Source organism: Haloechinothrix sp. LS1_15, assembly GCF_033042135.1.
In the GTDB taxonomy this organism is placed as follows: Bacteria; Actinomycetota; Actinomycetes; order Mycobacteriales; family Pseudonocardiaceae; genus Haloechinothrix.
In genome coordinates, this window is sequence record NZ_WBXM01000001.1 from 124,905 (window position 1) to 146,536 (window position 21,632).

Consider the following 21,632-nt stretch of genomic DNA (forward strand, 5'->3'; position numbering starts at 1 on the left):
TGTTCGTGCTGTTCACCGGTACCTGACTGCCAGGACCTCCTGGGCCTTGGCAGCGAGTTTGCGCTCGTCGGCGTAGGCGAGCACGCCGGCGAGCTCGCCGAACGGTACCCAGGCGACGTCGGTCACCTCGCTGTCGGCGTTGGAGAGCTCCCCACCGGTGGCTTCGAGCAGGAAGTGATGCACGGTCTTGTGCACGCGCTTGCGGTCGGCGACGAACCAGTAGTCGATGGTGCCGAGCGACTCGAGTACGCGTGCCGAGATCCCGGTCTCTTCCTTCACCTCGCGTACCGCGGTTTGCTCCCGCGACTCACCTTCCTCGATATGTCCTTTGGGTAGCGACCACAACAGGCTGCCGCTACGGTCCAGTCTGCCGATGAGCACCACGTGCGTGCGGTCCTGGTCCACGACGAGCCCACCGGCCGACGTCTCATTGACCGTGATCATGCGGCGCCGCCGATGACGCCGGGAGCGGCGCCCGGAACTGGCAGCGCCGGAGTGACCGGCAGACGAAGGCATGGTTGCGATAGTAGAGCACATGTCGTGCTCACTCTGTGAAGAACGGCGATGACGCAACGATCTTGCCGATCTCGGTGATCCCGGTGGCGGTGCCCGTGGTGACGGTCCGCGCACGATCGGCCCGGTATCCGAGGGTACCCTGACATTTTGTGCCCGAACCTGCGTCCGACACTGCTACAGCCTCCGCCATCCGGTCCGCTATGCGTAACAGTGTGATCGAGCTGATGCGGATCTCCCCGGTCGCCGACCAGCTCGCCACCCTGTTTCACGACGCTGGTCACGAGCTGTATCTGGTGGGCGGCAGCGTGCGGGACGCGCTGCTCGGCAGGCTCGCGGAGGAAAGAGCCGGGCAAGCGGGGCAAGCCGAGCGAGCAGGGCAGGCGGGCGCGGCCCAGTCCGAGGACCGGGGTAAGCCGGAGGACCTGGACTTCACCACCGACGCGCGCCCCGAGCAGATCATGGACCTGGTGCGTGGCTGGGCGGATGCGGTCTGGGAGACCGGCATCGAGTTCGGCACGGTCTCGTTGCGCAAGAACGGCACCCAGTTGGAGATCACCACGTTCCGTGCCGATAGCTACGACAGGGTCGGCAGGCATCCCGACGTCGTGTTCGGCAACAGCATCACCGATGACCTGATGCGCAGGGACTTCACGGTGAATGCCATGGCGATCGAGCTGGGAGCCAAGACGTTCGTGGACCCGTTCGGCGGGCTGGAGGCGCTTGCCCGCGGCGAGCTGGACACCCCGGCGCCGCCGGAGGAGTCGTTCGCCGACGACCCGCTGCGGATGCTCCGCGCCGCGCGGTTCGTCTCCCATCTCGGCTTCACGGTCCACCAGCGGGTGTTCACCGCGATGACCGAGATGGCAGGCGAGATCGAGCGGATCAGCGCCGAGCGGGTGCAGGGCGAGCTGACCAAGCTGATGCTCGGCGACCAGCCACGCCGAGGGATCGAGCTGATGACCGACAGCGGGCTCGCCGAGTACGTGCTGCCGGAGGTGCCCGGCATGCGGCTGGCCATCGACGAGCACCATCAGCACAAGGACGTCTACGAGCACTCGCTGACGGTGCTGGACCAGGCGATCGACCTGGAGACCAAGCACGAACCGGCCTCCGGGCCCGACCTGGTGCTGCGGCTGGCCGCACTGCTGCACGACATCGGCAAACCAGACACCCGCAAGTTCGAGCCGGGTGGCGGTGTGAGCTTCCATCACCACGAGGTTGTCGGTGCCCGGATGGCGCGCAAGCGGCTGCGGAAGCTGCGCTACTCCAAGGAGGTCATTTCCGATGTCTCCCAGCTCGTGTACCTGCACCTGAGGTTTCACGGCTACGGCAAGGGCGAGTGGACCGACTCGGCGGTGCGCCGGTACGTCACCGATGCCGGTCACCTGCTGACCCGGCTGCACAAGCTGGTGCGGGCCGACTGCACCACGCGCAACAAGCGCAAGGCGGCCTCGCTGCAGCGCAACTACGATGACCTCGAGGAGCGGATCGCGCGTATCAAGGCCGAGGAGGACCTCGCCAAGGTGCGCCCCGATCTCGACGGTAACGAGATCATGGCGATCCTCGGGCTGGAGCCCGGTCCGCTGGTGGGTAAGGCGTGGCAGCATCTCAAGAACGTGCGGCTCGACCGCGGCCCTCTCGATCGCGAGGAGGCAATCGCCGAGCTGCATCGCTGGGCCGAGGAGCAGGGCATACGGTGACCGGACCGCGCGGGGCCTGCTGACGGCCCCGCTCACCGACAGTGACACCGATTTCTGCGAGCATCACCGGAGCGTGTCGCGCTGAGCGCGGCGTTCGTGGAGGTCGTTCCTCCCCTGTGTGCGGTGAGTGAGAACATGGTGCCTGTGCGAGCGATCTCCGACGTTGAGCAGGGGTCACTGCTGGTCGCCGATCCGAGCATGTCCGACCCGAACTTCCGCAGGACGGTCGTCTACGTGCTGCACCACAGCGAGGAGGGCACGCTCGGTGTGGTGTTGAACCGGCCAAGCGAGATCCCGGTGGACGACGTGTTGCCCTCATGGGCCGGACATGTGGTGGAACCCGCCTCGGTGTTCGTCGGCGGGCCGGTGGAACAGGACACCCCGCTGTGCCTTGCCGCGTTACGTACCGGGGAACGTGCGAGCGCGGTGCCCGGCACGATCGGCGTGCGGGGGCCGGTGGCACTTGTGGTGCTCGACGCCGACCCGGATCTGCTGGTACCGCGCCTGCGGGGGATGCGGGTGTTCGCCGGGTACGCGGGATGGAGCGTGGGCCAGCTGGACAGCGAGATCCAGCGCGGAGACTGGTTGGTGGTTCCGGCGCTACCCGCCGACGTGCTCGCCAGCCCGGACACGGATCTGTGGGGGCACGTGCTCCGCAGGCAGGGAGTACCGACCGCGTTACTCGCTACCCACCCCGGTGACCTCCAACTCAACTAGCGGTCAGGTGGTTCGGTAGCGCGTCACGACTCCCCGGCCGGGCCGCAGCCTCCCGCACCACAGCCGCAGCCGCCACAGCCCGCGGCGGCCGGTTTCGCGTCCGGCACCGCCGCGGCCGCGCGATGGCCGAGCGCGCCACCTGCGCCGACGAGCGCGACCATGCCGACCATCCCGACGCTCACCGCGAGCACGATGCCGAAGGTGTCGGGCATCACCGCCGACGCGAGCCCGGAGACGACACCGACCCCACCGGCGACCATCGTCGGGAGGGCGGCCACCCGGTTGCCCACGCGGAACGCCTCGTCGTTGCGCAGCGTCGCCCAGGTGCGCACGCCCGCTCCCCGGTCACGGGGGATCCGGCCGCGCCAGCCGAGGTATCCACCCCACCCGATCAGTACGCCACAGAGGATGGGAATCAGTGCCAGGAATGCCACGAGCGTAGGATAAGCGGCTCCCCCATCGGTACCGGCCACGGGTGAACGGGCGAGCAGCCTGGATCACAGTCCCGTCGCGACTTCGATGTCGGCCACTCGGCACGAGGGTCCGCTCGCTCCGTCGACATGATCCACGTGAAACATGGCGCCCTGCCGCGCTCACGGGCAGGGCCGCACCTGTGCTGTCAGTGTCACCAGCTAGTATGAGGCCATGGTGAAGGTTCGTCTCCTTCTCGGCGTGCCGCGCTGACCGGACGGTCACGCGCGGCTACCCCTCATGCTCGCCCGGGCTGGGGGGTTCTGTTGTATGAGGAGGCCGAAACGTTGATCACCAGCCTGCCGGCTGCGACCGTCGGCAGGAAGGGTGTGCATTGCACCGAAAGGTTTCTGCGATGAGCGAGGCAACCGAGGGCGCGCCCGCGCACCGGTACACGTCCGCGCTGGCGGGCGAGATCGAGCGGCGCTGGCAGGAATACTGGGACGCGCACGGCACGTTCCACGCCCCGAACCCCGCTGGGCCGCTGGCTACCGGCGACGGGGTGCCGGAGGACAAGCTGTTCGTGCAGGACATGTTCCCGTACCCGTCGGGTCACGGGCTGCACGTCGGCCACCCGCTCGGCTTCATCGGTACCGATGTCTTCGCCAGGTACAGCCGGATGTGCGGCCGGAACGTGCTGCACACCATGGGGTTCGACGCTTTCGGTCTGCCAGCGGAGCAGTACGCAGTGCAGACCGGCCAGCACCCGCGGACCACCACCGAGAACAACATCGAGCGCTACCTGGCCCAGCTGCGGCAGCTCGGGTTCGGTCACGACACGCGCAGGCGGATCTCGACCATCGACCCCGACTACTACCGGTGGACGCAGTGGATCTTCCTGCAGATCTACAGCTCCTGGTACGACACCGAGCAGCAACGCGCGCGGCCGATCAGCGAGCTGGAAGATCAGTTCGCGCGTGGTGAGCGGGACACGCCCCAAGGGCGTCCGTGGGAGGAGCTCAGCGCCGTCGAGCGCAGCGAGATCCTCGACTCGTATCGGCTGGCTTACGTCAGCGAATCGCCGGTGAACTGGTGCCCAGGGCTGGGGACCGTGCTGTCGAACGAGGAGGTCACCTCCGAGGGGCGCAGCGAGCGCGGCAACTTCCCGGTGTTCCAGCGCAACCTCAAGCAGTGGATGATGCGGATCACCGCCTACGCCGACCGCCTCGTCGACGACCTGGACCGGCTGGACTGGCCGGAAAAGGTCAAGGCGATGCAGCGGAACTGGATCGGCCGTTCACGCGGCGCCACCATCCACTTCCCGGTCAGCCCGGACGCCGCTGCCGCCGACGGTGCGACGATCGAGGTGTTCACGACCCGGCCAGACACGCTGTTCGGCGCGACCTACATGGTTCTCGCGCCAGAGCACCCGCTGGTCGACGAGCTGACAGCCGAGCGGTGGCCGGAGGGTGTGGACCAGCGCTGGACGGCGGGTGCCGCCACCCCGGCCGAGGGCGTGGCCGTGTACCGGCGTGCGGCCGCGATGAAGAGCGAATTGGACCGGCAGCAGGAGGCCAAGGAGAAATCCGGCATCTTCACCGGCTCGTACGCGGTCAATCCGGTGAACGGCCAGCACATCCCGATTTTCGTTGCCGACTACGTGCTCATGGGGTACGGCACCGGCGCGATCATGGCTGTGCCCGGGCAGGACGAGCGCGACTGGGACTTCGCCGAGGCCTACGGCCTGGAGATCATCCGTACGGTGCGGCCGGAAGGCGGCATGGAGGGCTACGAGAGCCAGCCGTTCCTCGGCGACGGCATCGTGATCAACTCTGCCAACGACGAAGGGCTGGACCTCAATGGCCTTGGGGTCGAGCAGGCCAAGGAAACCGTGATCGACTGGCTGACCAAGCACGGTCACGGGCGCGCCGACGTGCAGTACAAGCTGCGCGATTGGCTGTTCTCCCGGCAGCGCTACTGGGGCGAGCCGTTCCCGATCGTCTACGACGTGGAGGGCATCGCCCACCCGCTGCCGGAGCACATGCTGCCGGTGGAGCTGCCGGATGTGGCGGACTACTCGCCTGCCACCTACGAGCCGGAGGATGTGGATTCCCAGCCGGTGCCGCCGTTGGAGAAGGCCACCGACTGGGTCGAGGTGGAGTTGGACCTGGGCGACGGCAAGCGACCGTACCGCAGGGAGACCAACACCATGCCCAACTGGGCGGGTTCGTGCTGGTACCAGCTGCGCTACATCGACCCCACCAACGAGGAGCGGATGTGCCACCCGGACAACGAGCGGTACTGGATGGGGCCGCGTCCGGAGATCCACGGACAGGACGATCCCGGCGGTGTTGACCTGTACGTCGGCGGGGTGGAGCACGCCGTGCTGCACCTGCTGTACGCGCGGTTCTGGCACAAGATCCTGTACGACCTGGGGCACGTATCCTCGGAGGAGCCGTACCGGAAGCTGTTCAACCAGGGCTACATCCAGGCGTACGCCTACACCGACTCCCGCGGCGTGTACGTGCCAGCCGAGGAGGTCGTCGAGGAGAACGGCCGGTACTTCTACAACGGCGAGGAGGTCAGTCAGGAGTACGGCAAGATGGGCAAGAGCCTGAAGAATGTCGTGACTCCGGACCAGATGGCCGAGGACTTCGGGGTCGACACCTTCCGGTTCTACGAGATGTCCATGGGGCCGCTGGAGGACTCCCGCCCGTGGGCGACCAAGGACGTCGTCGGGGCGCACCGCTTCCTGCAGCGGCTGTGGCGGCTGCTCGTGGACGAGGCGTCCGGGCAGCTGCGGGTGGCCGATGTGGAGCCCGGTGTCGAGGACCGCAAGCGGCTGAACCGCACCATCGCGGCGGTGCGTGAGGATTACGCCAATCTGCGGTTCAACACCGCGGGGGCGAAGCTGATCGAGCTGAACAACTACCTCACCAAGTCCTACGGTTCGGCCAAGGCGACCCCGCGCGAACTCGCTGAGCCGCTGGTGCTGATGCTCGCGCCGATGTGTCCGCACATCGCCGAGGAGCTGTGGCACCGGCTGGGGCACGAGGGTTCGCTGGCGCATGGCCCGTTCCCGGAGGCCGACGAGCAGTACCTGGTCGACGAGACCGTCGAGTACCCGATCCAGGTCAACGGCAAGGTGCGCTCGCGGGTCACCGTCCCCGCCGACGCCGACGAGGAGGCGGTCCGGAGCGCGGCACTGGCCGAGGAGAAGATCGCCGACCTGCTCGACGGCGGCGAGCCCCGCAAGGTGATCGTGGTTCCCGGACGCCTCGTCAACGTGGTGCTCTAGCGTTCGGGTGCGAGCCGAAGGGCCCCTTCGGTGCGTATTCGGTACCCAAGGACTCCTTCGGCTCGCACCACCGCCCCGGAACGATCACTCGATGAGCTCGGCGGGGCAGGTCAGGCGTTGTCCAGGCCGACGGTGCGGGCGATGTCGGTGAGCATCGCGTCGAACCACGCGTCGGGGTCGGCGGTCGGCATCGGGATGTTGCCGGACACCTCGAGGGCGACGTGGCCGAAGATCCTGGTCCAGAACTGCACCATCAGATAGGACAGCCCGAGCGTCAGCCTGCTCTCGTCGACCTCCTGATCGGTCGCCGAGCTCAGCAGCTCCAGCAGCGCGGCCCGGAAGGCGCCGACGTCCTCCCGAAGCTGTTCGGGCACGTACTCGTCCGCCGGGATGGTGAGCTCGTGGTGCGCGAGCACGTGCCACACGCTGGTGATGAACACCTGCCCGAAAGGCTCGGTCGCGTGGTCGAGCGGGGTGGCCGCGGCAGCGGTGTCGGCGCGGCGCGAGGCGAATACCAGGGTGAACTCCCGCGGGTGTTCCAGGGCCCAGCGCCGGAAACCGCGCAGCGCTGCGAAGAACTGCCCGATCCCGGCGGCATCGCCCGCCTCGGCGATGCGCTCGGCGAGCTCGCCTGCCAGCTCGGTGCAGATGTCCCGCCGCAGGTGCTCCATCAGATCGGAATGTGACCGGTAGTAGCGGTAGAGGGCGGGCGCGGTGATCCCGAGGTCACGGGCGATGGCGCGGAGGGTGACGCCTTCCGTGCCGTTCTCGGCGAGCAGGGTCCTCGCTGTCTGGCGGATCTCGGTGCCCATATCGGACCAGCCGGGCTGTGGTGGTGTCTGACGCATTACCGTGCCTTCAAGGGGACTCGGGATCTCACCCGGCGGGGCGCCGCCGACGCCGACCACTCGGGGGGCAGTGTGGCCGGCGCCGGCGACTCGGTCCGCCCCGTGCCCGAGGGCATCACCAGGCGAACGTAATCGTGTACGCGCGGTTGTGAGTCTCAACGAGCGACTCCCACCGCCGATACGGCCGGTGCGAATTCTACCGGCTTCGCAGGCTGCGAACACCAGTACGCGCGTAGGTTTTCCCACTGTCCCACTGTCCGCAAACGCCGTCTGCCTGCCGCCTGTTGCTTTGCGCGGCCATGACAGGGGTGGGAAGCTGGCGCTCGTGACTGCCGATGGCATCGAGGAGCCGCGCCATAGCACCGGGCACGAGCTGGTCGTGGTCGGCTCGGCCAACCGGGATCTCACCGTGGAGGTGGAGCGCAGGCCGGAGGCGGGCGAGACCGTGCTCGGCGGCGACACCCGGACCAGCGCGGGAGGCAAGGGAGCTAATGTCGCCGTGGCCGCCGCAAAACTGGGCAGCCGGGTCGCGATGGTGGGTGCGGTTGGCGCCGACAGCGCCGGTGAGGAGCTGCTTGGCTCGCTTCGCGCGGCGGGTGTGGACACCGGCCTGGTACGCCGCTGTCGGCGGCCGAGCGGCGCCGCCTACATCACCGTGACCCCGGACGGCGAGAACTCGATCATCGTCTCGCCCGGCGCGAACGGCGATCTCGGTGTCCCCGATGTCCAGGCGGCAGCCGGGGTCATCGCGGCGGCACGGGTGCTGTTCACGGTCCCCGAGGTGCCGATGGAGACGGTGGCTGCGGCGGTGCGATCCGCGAGGGACCGGCAGGTCCGCGTGGTGTTCAACGCCTCCCCGGTCACCGACCTGGAGCCGGACATTCTGGCCGCCGCGGATCCGCTGGTCGTCAACGGCCACGAAGCCGCGTGGCTGCTCGGCGTCGGGCCGGGTGAGTCCGGTGAGCCGGGTGAGCTGGTGCGTGGCTTGCGCGAGCTCGGCGCACGCTCGGTGGTGGTGACCCTCGGTGCGCGGGGAGCTGTCACCTCCGACGATGCTATGGGCCAGGTGACGGTTCCTGCTCCCGCCGTGACGCCGGTGGACACCACCGGCGCGGGCGATGCTTTCTCAGGCGCGCTGGTTTCCCGGCTGGCCGAGGGCGCGCAGCTCCCGGAGGCCGCCCGCTTCGCGGCGCGCGTGGCCGCGATCTCGGTGAGCTCCTGGGGCGCGCAGGACTCCTATCCCGCGGCCGACCAGCTCGCCTGACCCCACTCCCGCCGTGTCTAGTGCAACGACACCCCGTGTCGAACACTGGAGCACACCGGGGAACGGTCGGGGGCTCGGAGTTACTGCCACCAGTGACGCTTCGGGTGCCGGATTTTCAGCGTGCCGCCGTGCACGCGACCGGACAGCACCAGGCGGGGCGACCTCCCTGCCGATCGTGTCCTGTCCTCCACCGAGCTGTGCTTCACCTCGGTGATGCCGTTGACGTCTACCGCGACGTGCTCCGGCACGATGATCAAGATCGTGCCCCACTTGGTGTCCAGCTCCAGATGTACCTCGGGGCTGTCGATCCGGGCCTCGGTGAAGTCCAGCTTGGTGCTGCCGTGCCGGGCGCGCACCACCACCCGCTCCGGCACGTACCACTGCCCGTTGCGGATCAGGTTCGAGTGGTGCGCGGTGAGCTCGAGTGTCCTGGGGATTCCGGAGTCCCGCTCCGGGGCGATCGACACCCGCGCCGGGGGCGCGTCCCGGTGCACCAGCCCCGGCAGGTCGCTGAGCACCGCGTTCAACTCCTGCCGCGTCCTGGCCGAATACGCGGTGTCGGCGCGTTCGCTGAATCCGTCGAGGTCGATCAGGCCCTTCCCGGTGGCCTTCTGGAGGATGCCAACGACGTACTCGCGTTCCGCGTCGCTGACCCGGTAGAGGCGCGGCGGCACGTCGCCAGGTCGGGTAGGTTCGGTGTACTGCACACGTCCAGGCTAGGGCGCGATACGCACTGCCACATCAGGGAGAACCCGGAGATGCGCGCTGCGGGTCAGGGTTGTTCGTCGCGATCGAAGCCGTGCTCGATAGCGTAACGCGCGAGCTCGACCCGGTTGTGCAGCTGGAGTTTGCGCAGCGTCGACTGAACGTGGTTCTCCACCGTTCGAGGGGAGATCACCAGCTTGTTCGCGATCTGCCGGGAGCTCAGTCCTTTGGCGACGAGCCGCAACACCTCGGTCTCGCGGTCGGTGAGCTGGGGCGCGGTGTCCCGGCTCGCGGGCGCATCGGCCATGCGCCGGAACTCGCCGAGTACGAGGCCTGCCAGGCCGGGGGTGAACACCGGGTCGCCTTCTGCGGTGCGGCGTACCGCGTCCACCAGCTCCTCCGCCGACGCCGACTTCACGAGGTAGCCCGAGGCACCCGCCTTGACCGCTTCGAGCACGTCACTGTGTTCCCCGCTCGCGGACAGCACCAGCACCTTGGTGTCGGGCAGCGCGGTAGTGATCTCCCTGGTCGCGTCCACTCCGGAGGTCTGGCCCAGCGTGAGGTCCATCAGCACGACGTCCGGCCGCACGCTGGAGGCCGCGCGCACGGCGCCGTCGGCGTCGGAGGCTGTGGCGGGCACCTCGAAGCCGCGCTCGTCGAGGTCCCGCGCGACACTGTCCCGCCAGATCGGGTGGTCGTCGACGACCATCACCGAGATGGGTACGTCCGTCATAAGCGGGATCGCCTCCGTGTTCGCTCGGTTCGCTCGAACTTGTGCTGCCGGGATGGACGGTCGCGGGGCACGCGCAGTTCCCACTCAGTTCCCGCTCCCGGACCGGTTTCCAGGGTGGCGCAGCCGCCGAGCTCGGCCAACCGCCCCTTGATCGATCGCGCCACACCGAGCCTGCCCTCGGCCTCGGCACGCGCCAGCCTCCCTGGCTCGATGCCGGGACCGTCGTCGCGGACGCTGACCACGACCTCGTCGCCCAGGTCCTCCACCAGCACCCACGCCCGCGCGCCCGCGCCAGCATGCCGCTCGGTGTTGGTCAACGCCTCACGCACCGCGGCCGCGAACTCGGCTGCCACGCCCGCTGGGAGCGGCACCTCCTCGGCGGGTGCGGACACCTGCACCTTCGAAGTGGCCAGTACGCGGAGGTGGCTGCTCAGGTCCGCGGTGCCTTCTTCCGCGCCTGCTTCCGGGTTGGTGCCGATCAGCGCGCGCAGCGCGATCTCCTGCTCGCCTGCCATCGCCGCGAGCTCGGCCGCTTCCCCGCCGACCTCGCTGCCGCGTTTGCGGACCCGGGCGAGGACCTGCAGCACGCTGTCGTGGATGGAGCGGGCGAGCCGTTCGCGTTCGGCCTGGGCGGCCTCGGTGCGCAGCGCCTCCCGCAGCGCCGCCGAGGCGCTGCGCAACGCCGTCGCAGCGAGCCCGACAACGAGGCCGCTGGCCACCAGCAGTACACCGTCGCGCACCACATCGAGGTCGAGCCGGGTCTGGGCGAAGCCGGTCGCCACAGCGAGGTAGCCCCCGGCGAGTACCCCGGCCACCGGACCGAAGCGGATCGCTGCGATCACCGGTGCCGCGCCGACCCACACAGTGGTGATCAGCGGGGCGAAGGCGGCGTACATCTCGTCGGTGAGTACCAGCGGTGAGGTGAGCATCAATCCGCTGACCACCAGCACGTCGAGGATGACGAGCCAACCCCAGCGCCAGCGCCGCCTGCTGTAGGCGATGCCGGTCAGCAACGTCCACACGCACATCGCGGCCAGCACGGCCCAGGCCAGCCACGGGCGCTGGTAGTCGTCGCTGTGAACGGTGACGGCTCCGACGGCGAAGCCGAGCAGGATCACCCGCAACGCGATCGCGCCCCACCACAGCGCGGTCGTAGGGTCGCTTGCCAGCGCGTGCCTGCGCGATCCCAGCTCGGTCACGCGCGCGTACCCGGCTCGGCTTGCGTGGTGTCCTGCGCGTCACCGCCCTCACCGCGCTTGCTGCTCTCCGTGCCCTCGGCACGGTCGTCGCCTTCGTGGTGCCGGAGCAGCCGCTGCGGTGCGAGCTTGCGGGCGAATTTCGGCAGGTGCGGTTCTTCCGGTTCTTCTTGCGCCAGCGACTTGACCGCTGCCGAGACCACGGCCAGCAGCGGTACCGCCAACAGCGCGCCGATGATGCCCGCGATGAACACACCGGCGGTCACCGCGAGCAGCACCGCCAGCGGGTGGAGACTGACGGCCCTGCCCATCAGCAGCGGGTGTAGGACGTTGCTTTCCAGCTGTTGCACCGCGATGACGATGCCGAGCACGATCAGCGCCTGGACCCAACCGACGGTGACCAGCGCAACGAGTACGGCAACAGCGCCGGTGACCACGGCGCCGACGATGGGGATAAAGGCACCGAGGAAGACCAGGGTGGCCAGCGGTAGCACCATCGGCACACCGACGATGGCCAGCCCAATGCCGATCCCCACCGCATCGACGATCGCCACGATCACCGTGGCGCGCATGAACCGGCTCAGCGTCTCGAAGCCTCGTTGCCCCGCGAGGCGCACGCGGGCCCGTGCGTAGGTGGGAACCGCGCGGGTGAGGAACGTCCAGATCCGGTCGCCGTGCAGCAGGAAGAACAGCAGGATCACGAGCACGAGTACGAAGCCGGTGACGATCTGCCCGACGACACCCGCGGTGGTCAGCGCCTGCGTGGTGATCGCCTGCTGGTGTTCCTGGACGAAGCTGATGGCCTGGTCGATGAATCCCTGGAGGTCATCGGCTTCCAGTGCCAAAGGTCCGGTGATCAGCCAGTCCCGGACCTGGTCGAGGCTCCGGTTGATGTGCTGCTGCATCTCCGGCAGCGCGTCGGCGAACTGCGCGACCACGAAGGTGACCACGCCGCTGAGGATGCCGAGACCGCCGACGAGCACGATGACGCTCGCGAGCGCGCGCGGGAGTCGCGCCCGCTGCAGCATCGTCACCGCGGGCATCATCAAAGCGGCGAGCAGCAACGCGATGCTCAACGTGATCGCGACGATGGACAGCTCGCGGATCAGCCAGATGAGCACCGCCGCGGCCGCGGCCACGACGAGGAAGCGCCAGGAGAAGGCTGCCGCCACGCGGAAGCCCTTGGGGATCAGCTCGGTCACCGGCGGTTCGGTTCCGGACCCGGCCGCGGCTTCCGGCTGGTCCGTCTCCTCCAGTTCCTCGGTGGTGGCGGATGCGCGCTCACCACGGTCGGTGATCGGCGCGTGGGCACCGTGCAAGGCGCCGCCGTCGGGCTCGGGCTGCGCTGACGCGGCGGTATCGGATTCGGCCGCGCTGGTCGATTCGGTGGCCGGAAGGTTCTTGGTCACACTGCCACCGTATCGGGAGATGCTGTGTCTCGGGGCGAAGACCAGGGTTTTTCGTGTCTCGAGCCGGGTGGTGCCCCGCTGCTGGCAGTGACCCTCGGTAGCGGGTTGTCGCGATGCGTATTTGTCACACGATCAGGGTGAGTGTGCGTGTGTCGCGTGCGGACCTCGATCTCTTTTGCCAATCTCGGTAGCGCGCACCACAACAGGTGTGCGTATGGACACGAAGCGCATTCACGCTTTCCAGCTCATCGTCATCGAGTGGTTGTCGGGAATGCGCACGTCCGGAGACCGACGAGCAGGGAAGTTGCGGTGATCGAGGTGACATCGGCGATCGCGAAGCGCGGCATGCGCGTCCGTCGCTGGTGCACCCGTGCCCTCGTCGTGCTGGGAGGCACGATCGCGGGTGCCGCGATCACCGTGGCACTGTCCTCCGCGAGCGCCGAGGCGGCGCACGAGTCCACCCAGGGCGAGGGGACGCAACCAGCGTCGTCGAGCGAGGTGGTGAACTGGCTCGACTCGGACTCGGATCGGGACCTTCGTGATGTCGGCGACGATGTCAGAACGTGGGCTCGTTCCGGTGTCGAGCGGGTCGGCGACGAGCTGAGGACCGGCGGCGAACCGCATCGCGAGTCTCACGAGACCCGCGATGACGGTGATCCGTCGGGCACCAGCTCCGACTCGGGTCGCGAGGCCGACGACGACGGTGCCACGGAGCATCCCTGTCCGCTCGGCGTGACATGCGCAGACGAAACCGATCGGGCATCGCTGGCCGAGCGCGGTGAGCTCACCCGCGAGGCTGTCGAGGAATCGGTCGTCAGGACATCGGCCACCGTCGAGCGCGTTCTCGACTGGCCGGAGCGGGCCGCCGAGCGTCTCGGCGAGCTCGATGATGAGTCCTGGTCCGACTCGTGGTCCGACGCGCTGCGCGACTGGTTCCGTCCGGAGATCGAGGATGTACTCGATGTTCCGGAGGGAGCGGGCGATCAGCGCGCGCAGAGCAAGGAGGACCTCGACACGCGGGGATCCTCCGGTAGCGAAGCGCATCCGATCGCCGAAGACACCACGGGCACCGCGCGCGACGGCGCACCCACGGTGATCGAGAGCGGGGACTACGCCCCGCGGGTCGCGGACTCGCTGCAGGGCACCACGTCGCCGGAGCTGCACGACGTTACTGCGCAGCCCGCTGGCGGCGCTTCCGGTGCCGGGTCCCACCCGACCACGGGAAGTGCCAGCCCGGTCCAGGTCATGGACTACATGCCGCTGAGCACTCTCCTGGGTTTCAGCAAAGCCGTGGACGCCGGCAAGGCGCGCGGTGCCGTTTCCGGCGCCAACCAGGCGCCGTTCGCTCCGGGTTCCCAGCCCGGTGTCACACCTGACTGAGTTCAACGATCGCGAGAGTGCCGGCTTGAGCGGCGCGCTGCGTGCGCGCGCGAGCGGCCCGCGGCTACGTCGTTGATACGGCCGGCGATCGTCATCTCGCATTCATCCCCCCGCGGACCTCAGGTGTCCGCACTCCCCGGGTGCTGCCCTGCCTCGTCCAGCACCCGATCCCCACCCTCAAACGGGAATTCGCAAGAAGGAAACGAAGGAGAAAACTCTCATGCAGAACTGGGCGAAGCGCGGATTGCAAACCGCGCTGGTCACCGGTGGTCTGCTGATGCTCGGTACCGGCATCGCTTCCGCTGAGGAGAACGTCGACCCGGACAAGTCTCCGGCGAGCCCGCTGGACGGGTCGATCTCGGTTCCGATCAAGGCCGAGAACAACGCCATCGGCACACCGTTCGGGCAGTACGACACGCCCGAGATCGATCAAGAGATCAGCACCGAGTCGCTCGGTGGTGGCCTGGACGGCGGGCTCGGCGGTGACGCCACGCAGGCGCGAGCGGAGGACGCCAAGAGCGACGCGGCCACCGACGCGGTCGGCGAGGCCACCGGCGGTGCCGGGCTGCCCGCGCAGCAGGCGACCGAGCCGGTATCGCAGGTCACCGAGCCGGTGCAGGACGCGGTGGACCAGGTGGTCGGGCAGGCCGGACAGGCGGGTGCGCCCGCTGCCGAGGACACGGTGCAGCAGCGGTGCGAGCACGCTGCCGGTGAGCGGTGCGACCACGAGACCAGGGACACCGGCGGGCTGTTGGGCTCGGACGGTGACGCACTGGGCGGCAACCAGATCGTGGGTGACCTGGTCATCCCGATCCAGATCAGCAACAACGCGCTCGGCCTGCTTGGCGACGCGCACGTCTCGGGCGGCGACTCCCAGCAGTCCGTCGACAACTCTCGGGAGATCAACACCAGCGGTTCGGGTGACACGCTGGGCGGCAATGTGATCGACCTGCAGTGGGCCGTGCCCATTCAGATCGCGAACAATGCCGGGTCGATCGGCGGCAACGCCAGCTCCAGCGGTAACAACGCCGAGCAGGACACCACCACCGGCGGCGATGTCACCACCGACGGTGACGACGGTGTGCTGGCTGGCAACGTGCTCGCCGGGCACTGGGCAACGCCATTGCAGTTCAACAACAACGCTGCCACCTGGGGCGGCCAGGCCGACTCGTTCGGCAACGCTTCCAGCTCGGAAGCCGACAGCGGTGGTTCCATCGCCACCGATGGTGAGGACGGCGTGCTGTCCGGCAATGTCGGGGCGAGTCCGCTGGCTAAGGCCGTCGGCGTCAACAACAGCGCGGCTTCCTGGATCGGGATCGCCGACAGCCAGGGTCAGGACAACACGGTGGACGCCACCGCTGGTGGCACCCGCCCGGGCATCAACGACATCGACACCTACGTGCAGACCAACGGTGACGGTGGCGTGCTGTCCGGCAACCTGGTCGAGCCCGAGGTCGCGGGCAACGACAACGTGCACGGCGTGGCCGCGACCTGGATCGGGAAGGCCACCGCAGGCAGCGTCTACCCGAACTTCCACGAGGCCAACACCAAGGCCGGTGCGTTCTCGCACACCTCGGGTGACGATTCGGTCGGCTCCGGCAACTTCGCCGACGCTCCGGTCGCGCTGCCCATCGAGGTCTTCGGTGTCGCGGGTTCCTGGATCGGCGACGCTGAGGCCGACGCGGACAACATCACCACCGCCGACGCGGGAAGCGGCACCTACACCAGCGGTGTCGACTCGGTCCTCGGCGGCAACAGCGCACACGCTCCCGTGACCGGCCCCGTCGAGGCGTTCGGTATCGGTGGCACCTGGATCGGCACCGCCGACGGGCACGCCACCAGCGACAAGCTCGTCGAGGCGGGCGGTTACAACGGCACCCGGGGTGACGACGCGATCGGCGGCGGCAACCTGGTGCAGGCACCGGCCGCGGCGCCGGTCGAGGTGTTCGGCATCGGCGGTGCCTGGGGCGGCTCCGGCTCCGGTACCGGTGAGGAGACCAAGCTGGTCTCGGCGGGTGGCGACGCGAGCACCATCGACGACGACGCGGTCGCCAGCTCCAACCTGGTCGCCGCTCCGGTGGCGCTGCCCGCGCAGGTGTTCGGTATCGGCGGTGCCTGGATCGGTAACGGCCACGGCAAGGCCACGTCGGACACCGACACCTCGGCCGGTGGCAACTACGAGGCCTCCGGTGAGAACTCGGTGCTGTCGGCGAACATCGTGCAGGGCGCGGTCGCTCAGCCGGCGCAGGTGTTCGGCATCGGCGGCGTCTGGGGCGGCAACGCCAGCGGCGACGCCGTCAACACCAGCACCACCGCCGCGGGTGGGGACACCTGGACCACGGCTCCCAACAGCCAGGGCTCCGGCAACATCGTCGACGCCGCGAGCTCGATCCCGGTGCAGGTCCACGGCACGGGTGCGTCCTGGATCGGCAACGCGTCCGGGACCTCGGACAGCGTGACCGACTCCTTCGCGGGCGGCACCTCGACCACCGACGGGACCAACAGCTCGCTCGGTGGCAACGTCGTCCAGGCGCCGTTCGCCGGTTCGGGCGGCGTGTTCGGCAACGCGGCCAGCTGGATCGGCACCGCCGAAGGCGACGGGATGAACGACATCTTCACCGTCGCGGGTGGGGACACCCACACCGCCGGTGACGGTGGCTCCCTCGCAGGGAACGTGGTGTCCGCGCAGGGCCTGCCCATCGCGCAGGTCTTCGGCAACGCCGCCTCGCTGACCGCGACCGCGACCGGGAACGGGGTCAACTTCACCGACGCCACCTCCGGTGGGGACATCACTACCTCCGGTAACGAAGGCTCGATGTCGGGCAACATCTTCGACCTGCCGGTCGCGGCGGTTGCCCAGGTCTTCGGCAACGCGGCCACCCTCGGCGGTGTCGCGCACGGCACCGGGGACAACACCACCTTCGGCACGGTCGGTGGCATGACCACCACCTCCGGTGACCAGGGCTCGCTGTCCGGCACGGACAACCAGTTCCCGCTGGGTGCCCTGGTGCAGGTGTTCAACTTCGAGCTGCCGCTGTTCGGTGAGGCAGTCGCGCTGGGCACCAACGCCACGGACATCAACGTGGCCGGTGACCTGCCGCAGATCGACATGATCCTGGACGGTGCCGAGATGGGCGCCACCGATCTGCCCGCGCTGGACGGGGCCCGGGACCTGGACGGTGCCCGTACGGGTGAGCCGACCGGGGCCGATGTGCCGATGCCGCTGCAGGACCCCACCGCACTGGTGGCGGGTGAGGTGAGCCCGCTGCTGCAGCCGCAGGCCGTCGAGGGCGTGCCCGCTCCGGAGCGTTCGGAGGTCCCGGCCGCACCGGGCCTGCCGCAGGACGCTGAGCTGGTCGACCTCGACCTGGGCAACATCTCCGAGCTGGAGGCCCTCTTCCAGCAGGTGGGCGCGGGTGCCGCACAGCACCCGGTGCACGTGGAGAACTGAGCGTCACAGAGTGATCCCAACTGAATAGGAAGAAGTTCTCGGGGTGCTAGCAGGGCCGGGCCGAGCGGTGCGATGCCGCTCGGCCCGGCCTTTCGCTGCGGCGCGGCAGGTTCACGCGTTGAGCCAGGTGAGCCGCACATGCCCGATGATCGACTGGACTTCGAGGACACGCTCGGCGGTGTCCGAGGAGTGAATGGTGCGGTCGTAGGCGGAGCGGTAGAGCGTGCCGCCGGTGGGGAACTCGATCCCCCAGCCGAGGATCGGGATGGTGGGGTCGCGGCGGTAGGTGCCGTAGATGGCGAACAGCAGGGGTGGGTCCTCGTGGGCGATGGCGGAGAGCTCGTCGAGGAGCTCGGGATCCGGCTCGGGGCGCGGAAGACCGTCGCCGTTGCTGCTGGGGTGCTCGTCCGGGGTGGCCATGTATCCCCCTTTCTCGTTCGGATATAGATCGAACACTAATGAGAACAGTTCTTGAACACAAGTGGTACAGTTCTACCATGGCTATCCCCTCTGACCCGGAACTGCTGAAGACACAGCTCGGCATCGAGCTCCGCAGGCTGCGCGAGGAAGCCGGCTACCGGATCGTGGACGCCTGCAAGGCGATCGGCGCGCAGCACCCGAAGTTGTCGAAGCTGGAGAACGGCAACCAGACCGCCGACCCGGAGGACATCCGCCAGCTGGCCGAGTTCTACGGCGCCACCGAGGAGCAGCGGGACTACCTGGTCACCCTGGCCGAGAAGCAGCCGAAGCGACGCCGCAGACGGTCCGGCCAGCGTGATGCGGTACCCGACTGGTTCCGCCGGTTCCTCGCCCTGGAGTGGGACGCGACCGAGATCCGGACGTACGAGATCGACCACGTTCCCGGGCTGTTGCAGACCGAGGACTACGCGCGGTCGACGATCGTGTGCTGGGAACCGGAAGCCGATCCACGGCTGATCGAGCAACAGGTCGCCACCCGGATGGAGAGGCAGTCGGTACTGAAACGCAACGGACGACCTTCGGTGCGGCTCGACGTCGTGCTGTCCGAAGCCGCATTGCGCCGCGTGCAGGGCAGCCGCGAGATCATGCGCGCGCAGATGCAGCGCTTGGTCGCCGCGTCGAAGCGGCCCAACATCACGCTCCGCGTGCTGCCGTTCGATGCGCCGCATCGCATCCCGATGCCGTCACCCTTCGCGCTGTTCCGACTCGAGGAGCAGGGCCTGTCCACGGTCTACCTGGAGGACCTGTTCGGCGCCACCTACCTCAAGGAGCCGGAGGAGTTCACCCAGTACAGCGTGGTGTTCGGCCGGTTACGGCAGGATGCACTGGACCCGGAAGCCTCCCGCGAGTTCCTCGATAAGATGGTGGAGTCCTACCGTTAACGCGCCACCTGAAGGGGTGTGTCATGACTGCCCCGGGCTTCACCAACGCCACCTGGATCACCAGCAGCTACAGCAGCGGCAACGGCGGGAACTGCGTGGAGATCTCCCTGTCGCGGGTCAACCGTGCCGTCGGGGTGCGCGACTCCAAGGACCGGGACGGCGGTCATCTGACGGTCCCGGCAAGCGCGTGGAGCGCCTTCCTCCACGGGGTTGCCGCACACTCCTGAGAAGCAGTGACCCACATGGGCTGAACCCGTTGCGCTCCGTGTGCGGGTGTGCTTACCTCGGGTGGTCGGGTGACGACCGCCGATGTGAGGGGGACACGGCATGGCGGGCGGTGTTGGGTTGCGCGCGTTCGACCGCGCCGAGCTGTTCCTGCTGGAAGACCTACGTGAGCACGACCTGAGGGATCTGTTCGTGCTCGCCACCGCCGAGGGGGCGATCGAGCTCCGGCAGAGCCCGCAGGGCGAGATCGTGGTGGTGGCGTTCAGCGGCTTCTCGTTGCTGGCGGCTTCGGCCGGGACGGGCCAGCCCTACGTGCGGATGACCGTCGACGAGCTGGAACGGGTCGGCGAGGCGATCCGTCCGATTGTTCTGGTGGGGCTGGACGTGTGGCTTCCGGAGGGGCACCGGTACCCGGAGCCGGACCCGCGCGATCAGCCACCGCTGGAACGGCTGGACGCGACGCCGGTGGACGAGGGCCAGGTGTGGATCCCGACCCGCCCGGTGCGCCGGGGCGACCGGCGGGTCACCGCCGAACTGCATCGTGAGCAGCCAGGCAGCCCGCCGTTGCTGTGCGTGTATACCTCGCTGGAACAGCTGCGGGAGGCGTGCGGTCCGTACCAGGCGGCCGCTGCGATCGAGATCGACCGTATCGAGCAGGTTGCGCAGGAGTGTGGGGCGCACGGCGTGGTGGTCAACCCGATCCTCGCCGAGGAGGCGCGGCACAAGGACGTGGCCCTGGACTGGAGTCGACAAAGCCACTTCTAGATATGGGGATGGGATGTCGGGAGACGGCTACAGCTACGAAAGCGATGCGCTCAGAATGACGGCGAGCAGGCTGCGCTCGGGGGTCCTCACGCTCGACCAGGCGATCGAGCGCGATGTTCAAGCGGCGGACGCCGGTATTTCCTCGGAGTTCGTTGCCGAAGCGATGTCGCGCACGCATCATGCTGCTGCCGCGATGGCTCAGTACCTGGAGGAGACTGCCGAGAAGGTCGATGAGACCACGGGTGCCTATGACGAGATCGAGAACACCCATGCGGGTCGGTTGGAGCTGGAGCAGCAACGGATGGACGAGGAGTGAGCGCGAGCCATGCCGAGAGTCGAGGAGCTGGCTGAGCGCTGGCAGGACGCCGAACCCGACCGGGGCGGAATCCCGCCGCTGAACACCACCGTGAACGGCAGTTCAGGCACCTGCCGCGAAGCGGCGGACTGGTTCAATGTGGTGGCGACACGGACAGAGTCGACCGGTGACTGGTTCTACCACGCCCGCAACACCGCGGACTCCGGTTGGTACGGACCGGCGCACGAGGCTTTTCGCGACTCGGTCGCCGATGTCGGGGAGAACCTCAACCTGATCGAAGACGGGGCCCGCCGGTCTGAGCGGGCGCTCCGCGAGTTCGCCGATGAGCTGGACAAGGTCAACGAGCTCATGCAGGAAGCACTGGACAAGGCGGCCTACGCCATGCTGGAGATCGACGGACCGTACATCCTGCCGCCGCGCTCGCCTGGCCCGGAGCCACGCCCCGAAGGTTTCGTGTCCCCATCCGGCGGCGGCATCCCGGAGTTCCAGCAAGCGCACGACAACTGGGTAGGCCGAGCAGCCCAGTACAACCGTCACGCCGACGTGTTCGAAGCATGCCGGGACCTGGTCGTCGACGCGCGCAACCGGGAGCGGCAAGCTCACATCAACCTGCAAGAGGGGTTGGAGCCCGCCGGTTGGAACATTGATCTGTGGAATGTGGGTACTACGACGGTCGCCTCGGTGCTGGGCAGTGCGGCCGCTGTGGAGAACGATCGTGTGGCGGCGCTGGCCAAGACCAACACCGTCAAGGCGACCGCGACCACGTACCAGAACTTCGCTACCGGCCGGTTGACGGAGCTGAGCGGTGAAGCGCGCCAAGCGCTCGAACGGTCCGCATCGAGAGCTGGACCAGGCCAGCAGGCGATGAGCAAGCGGATCAACGAGTTTGACGAGTACACCCGAAAGGTCGACAGCAAGACCAGGGCGTTCGTCGCCGCCTATCCGGGGAAGAGCCAGCTGCCGCCAGGAAGTGGGAAGGCGGCTTCGGTTATGAAGAACCTTCCGTATGCCGCCAGCGGGATTGTTCTGTTCAACCAGGCGAGAGGCGCCTACACAGGCGAACGGACATGGGGCGAGGCCGCCGCACGAGCTGGAGGTGATCTCGGAGGCGGAGCACTGGGCGGCCACAGCGCGACGAAAACTGCCAGCATACTCGCCGGAGCCCCGCTCCCTCCGCAGGTTAGGTTTGTTGTTGGCGTGGGGGGAATGATTGCAGGAAGTATCTCTGGTCAACACGTTGTTGATACTTTCATGCCCGACTCGGAAGACTCGGAAAGTCCAGCGGAGAAATACTATCCTGAACTTCCCCGGTACGACTACTAGTGAATAAAGGTCTT

General features: G+C 68.3%; 19 protein-coding genes. 11 read left to right on the forward strand and 8 right to left on the reverse strand.

Annotation, left to right across the window (positions count from 1 at the left end; genetic code table 11):
- Window positions 1–12 precede the first annotated feature (12 nt).
- Window positions 13–516, reverse strand: coding sequence for an NUDIX hydrolase (locus F8178_RS00625; protein WP_317492592.1), 504 nt, complete (start codon window positions 514–516; stop codon window positions 13–15).
- 200 nt (window positions 517–716) lie between these two features.
- Between F8178_RS00625 and F8178_RS00630 the strand changes: the two genes are divergently transcribed.
- Window positions 717–2,216: a CCA tRNA nucleotidyltransferase gene (locus tag F8178_RS00630; protein ID WP_317492593.1), complete on the forward strand. Its 1,500-nt coding sequence runs from the start codon at window positions 717–719 to the stop codon at window positions 2,214–2,216.
- Between the two features lie 135 nt (window positions 2,217–2,351).
- A complete protein-coding gene (locus F8178_RS00635; RefSeq protein ID WP_317493040.1) occupies window positions 2,352–2,933 on the forward strand; it encodes a YqgE/AlgH family protein in 582 nt (193 codons plus the stop codon).
- Window positions 2,934–2,956: 23 nt separating this feature from the next.
- On the opposite strand, the gene F8178_RS00640 is transcribed toward F8178_RS00635, so the two are convergent.
- Window positions 2,957–3,367 carry an SdpI family protein gene (locus F8178_RS00640; RefSeq protein WP_317492594.1) on the reverse strand — a complete coding sequence of 137 codons (411 nt, stop codon included), beginning with the start codon at window positions 3,365–3,367 and terminating at the stop codon, window positions 2,957–2,959.
- A gap of 392 nt (window positions 3,368–3,759) precedes the next feature.
- Here F8178_RS00640 and leuS point away from each other — a divergent pair, with 392 nt between their 5' ends.
- Complete coding sequence (gene leuS, locus F8178_RS00645) at window positions 3,760–6,642, forward strand: leucine--tRNA ligase (protein ID WP_317492595.1); 2,883 nt, start codon at window positions 3,760–3,762, stop codon at window positions 6,640–6,642.
- 110 nt (window positions 6,643–6,752) lie between these two features.
- Here leuS and F8178_RS00650 read toward each other — a convergent pair whose 3' ends face one another.
- On the reverse strand, window positions 6,753–7,490 hold the full coding sequence (locus tag F8178_RS00650; RefSeq protein ID WP_317492596.1) for a TetR/AcrR family transcriptional regulator: 738 nt from the start codon (window positions 7,488–7,490) through the stop codon (window positions 6,753–6,755).
- Between the two features lie 325 nt (window positions 7,491–7,815).
- Between F8178_RS00650 and F8178_RS00655 the strand changes: the two genes are divergently transcribed.
- The gene (locus F8178_RS00655) at window positions 7,816–8,754 is read left to right on the forward strand and encodes a ribokinase (RefSeq protein WP_317492597.1); all 939 of its coding nucleotides are present in this window, start codon (window positions 7,816–7,818) and stop codon (window positions 8,752–8,754) included.
- An 80-nt stretch (window positions 8,755–8,834) separates the two neighbouring features.
- Here F8178_RS00655 and F8178_RS00660 read toward each other — a convergent pair whose 3' ends face one another.
- The 4 genes from F8178_RS00660 to F8178_RS00675 form a co-directional block, all read right to left on the reverse strand.
- Window positions 8,835–9,461 carry a DUF1707 domain-containing protein gene (locus tag F8178_RS00660; RefSeq protein WP_317492598.1) on the reverse strand — a complete coding sequence of 209 codons (627 nt, stop codon included), beginning with the start codon at window positions 9,459–9,461 and terminating at the stop codon, window positions 8,835–8,837.
- A 65-nt stretch (window positions 9,462–9,526) separates the two neighbouring features.
- Window positions 9,527–10,192 (reverse strand): response regulator transcription factor, encoded by a 666-nt coding sequence (locus F8178_RS00665; protein WP_317492599.1) that lies wholly within the window; start codon window positions 10,190–10,192, stop codon window positions 9,527–9,529.
- Complete coding sequence (gene macS / locus F8178_RS00670) at window positions 10,189–11,382, reverse strand: MacS family sensor histidine kinase (RefSeq protein WP_396344954.1); 1,194 nt, start codon at window positions 11,380–11,382, stop codon at window positions 10,189–10,191. Before macS ends, F8178_RS00665 begins: the two co-directional genes overlap by 4 nt.
- 5 nt (window positions 11,383–11,387) lie before the next feature.
- The gene (locus tag F8178_RS00675; RefSeq protein ID WP_396344955.1) at window positions 11,388–12,644 is read right to left on the reverse strand and encodes an AI-2E family transporter; all 1,257 of its coding nucleotides are present in this window, start codon (window positions 12,642–12,644) and stop codon (window positions 11,388–11,390) included.
- Window positions 12,645–13,106: 462 nt separating this feature from the next.
- On the opposite strand from F8178_RS00675, the gene F8178_RS00680 reads away from it, so the two are divergent.
- Window positions 13,107–14,177, forward strand: coding sequence for a hypothetical protein (locus F8178_RS00680; RefSeq protein WP_317492601.1), 1,071 nt, complete (start codon window positions 13,107–13,109; stop codon window positions 14,175–14,177).
- A gap of 220 nt (window positions 14,178–14,397) precedes the next feature.
- Window positions 14,398–17,628 carry a chaplin family protein gene (locus F8178_RS00685; protein WP_317492602.1) on the forward strand — a complete coding sequence of 1,077 codons (3,231 nt, stop codon included), beginning with the start codon at window positions 14,398–14,400 and terminating at the stop codon, window positions 17,626–17,628.
- Between the two features lie 111 nt (window positions 17,629–17,739).
- On the opposite strand, the gene F8178_RS00690 is transcribed toward F8178_RS00685, so the two are convergent.
- Window positions 17,740–18,048 (reverse strand): hypothetical protein, encoded by a 309-nt coding sequence (locus tag F8178_RS00690; RefSeq protein ID WP_317492603.1) that lies wholly within the window; start codon window positions 18,046–18,048, stop codon window positions 17,740–17,742.
- Between the two features lie 77 nt (window positions 18,049–18,125).
- Here F8178_RS00690 and F8178_RS00695 point away from each other — a divergent pair, with 77 nt between their 5' ends.
- The 5 genes from F8178_RS00695 to F8178_RS00715 all read left to right on the forward strand — a co-directional run bounded on the left by F8178_RS00695 (window position 18,126) and on the right by F8178_RS00715 (window position 21,618).
- A complete protein-coding gene (locus F8178_RS00695; protein ID WP_317492604.1) occupies window positions 18,126–18,989 on the forward strand; it encodes a helix-turn-helix transcriptional regulator in 864 nt (287 codons plus the stop codon).
- A 23-nt stretch (window positions 18,990–19,012) separates the two neighbouring features.
- Complete coding sequence (locus tag F8178_RS00700; protein ID WP_317492605.1) at window positions 19,013–19,216, forward strand: DUF397 domain-containing protein; 204 nt, start codon at window positions 19,013–19,015, stop codon at window positions 19,214–19,216.
- Between the two features lie 100 nt (window positions 19,217–19,316).
- Window positions 19,317–19,979, forward strand: a complete 663-nt coding sequence (locus F8178_RS00705) for an SAV_915 family protein (RefSeq protein WP_317492606.1) — start codon at window positions 19,317–19,319, stop codon at window positions 19,977–19,979.
- Between the two features lie 13 nt (window positions 19,980–19,992).
- Window positions 19,993–20,295, forward strand: coding sequence for a hypothetical protein (locus F8178_RS00710; RefSeq protein ID WP_317492607.1), 303 nt, complete (start codon window positions 19,993–19,995; stop codon window positions 20,293–20,295).
- A gap of 9 nt (window positions 20,296–20,304) precedes the next feature.
- Window positions 20,305–21,618 carry a hypothetical protein gene (locus F8178_RS00715; RefSeq protein ID WP_317492608.1) on the forward strand — a complete coding sequence of 438 codons (1,314 nt, stop codon included), beginning with the start codon at window positions 20,305–20,307 and terminating at the stop codon, window positions 21,616–21,618.
- Window positions 21,619–21,632: the final 14 nt, after the last annotated feature.

Bases quoted from the DNA above. Each gene is read 5' to 3' on its own strand.
- F8178_RS00625 (WP_317492592.1), bottom strand. From the start codon at position 516: ATGCCTTCGTCTGCCGGTCACTCCGGCGCTGCCAGTTCCGGGCGCCGC.
- F8178_RS00630 (WP_317492593.1), top strand. From the start codon at position 717: ATGCGTAACAGTGTGATCGAGCTGATGCGGATCTCCCCGGTCGCCGAC.
- F8178_RS00635 (WP_317493040.1), top strand. From the start codon at position 2,352: ATGGTGCCTGTGCGAGCGATCTCCGACGTTGAGCAGGGGTCACTGCTG.
- leuS (WP_317492595.1), top strand. From the start codon at position 3,760: ATGAGCGAGGCAACCGAGGGCGCGCCCGCGCACCGGTACACGTCCGCG.
- F8178_RS00650 (WP_317492596.1), bottom strand. From the start codon at position 7,490: ATGCGTCAGACACCACCACAGCCCGGCTGGTCCGATATGGGCACCGAG.
- F8178_RS00665 (WP_317492599.1), bottom strand. From the start codon at position 10,192: ATGACGGACGTACCCATCTCGGTGATGGTCGTCGACGACCACCCGATC.
- F8178_RS00685 (WP_317492602.1), top strand. From the start codon at position 14,398: ATGCAGAACTGGGCGAAGCGCGGATTGCAAACCGCGCTGGTCACCGGT.
- F8178_RS00690 (WP_317492603.1), bottom strand. From the start codon at position 18,048: ATGGCCACCCCGGACGAGCACCCCAGCAGCAACGGCGACGGTCTTCCG.
- F8178_RS00695 (WP_317492604.1), top strand. From the start codon at position 18,126: ATGGCTATCCCCTCTGACCCGGAACTGCTGAAGACACAGCTCGGCATC.
- F8178_RS00700 (WP_317492605.1), top strand. From the start codon at position 19,013: ATGACTGCCCCGGGCTTCACCAACGCCACCTGGATCACCAGCAGCTAC.
- F8178_RS00705 (WP_317492606.1), top strand. From the start codon at position 19,317: ATGGCGGGCGGTGTTGGGTTGCGCGCGTTCGACCGCGCCGAGCTGTTC.
- F8178_RS00710 (WP_317492607.1), top strand. From the start codon at position 19,993: ATGTCGGGAGACGGCTACAGCTACGAAAGCGATGCGCTCAGAATGACG.
- F8178_RS00715 (WP_317492608.1), top strand. From the start codon at position 20,305: ATGCCGAGAGTCGAGGAGCTGGCTGAGCGCTGGCAGGACGCCGAACCC.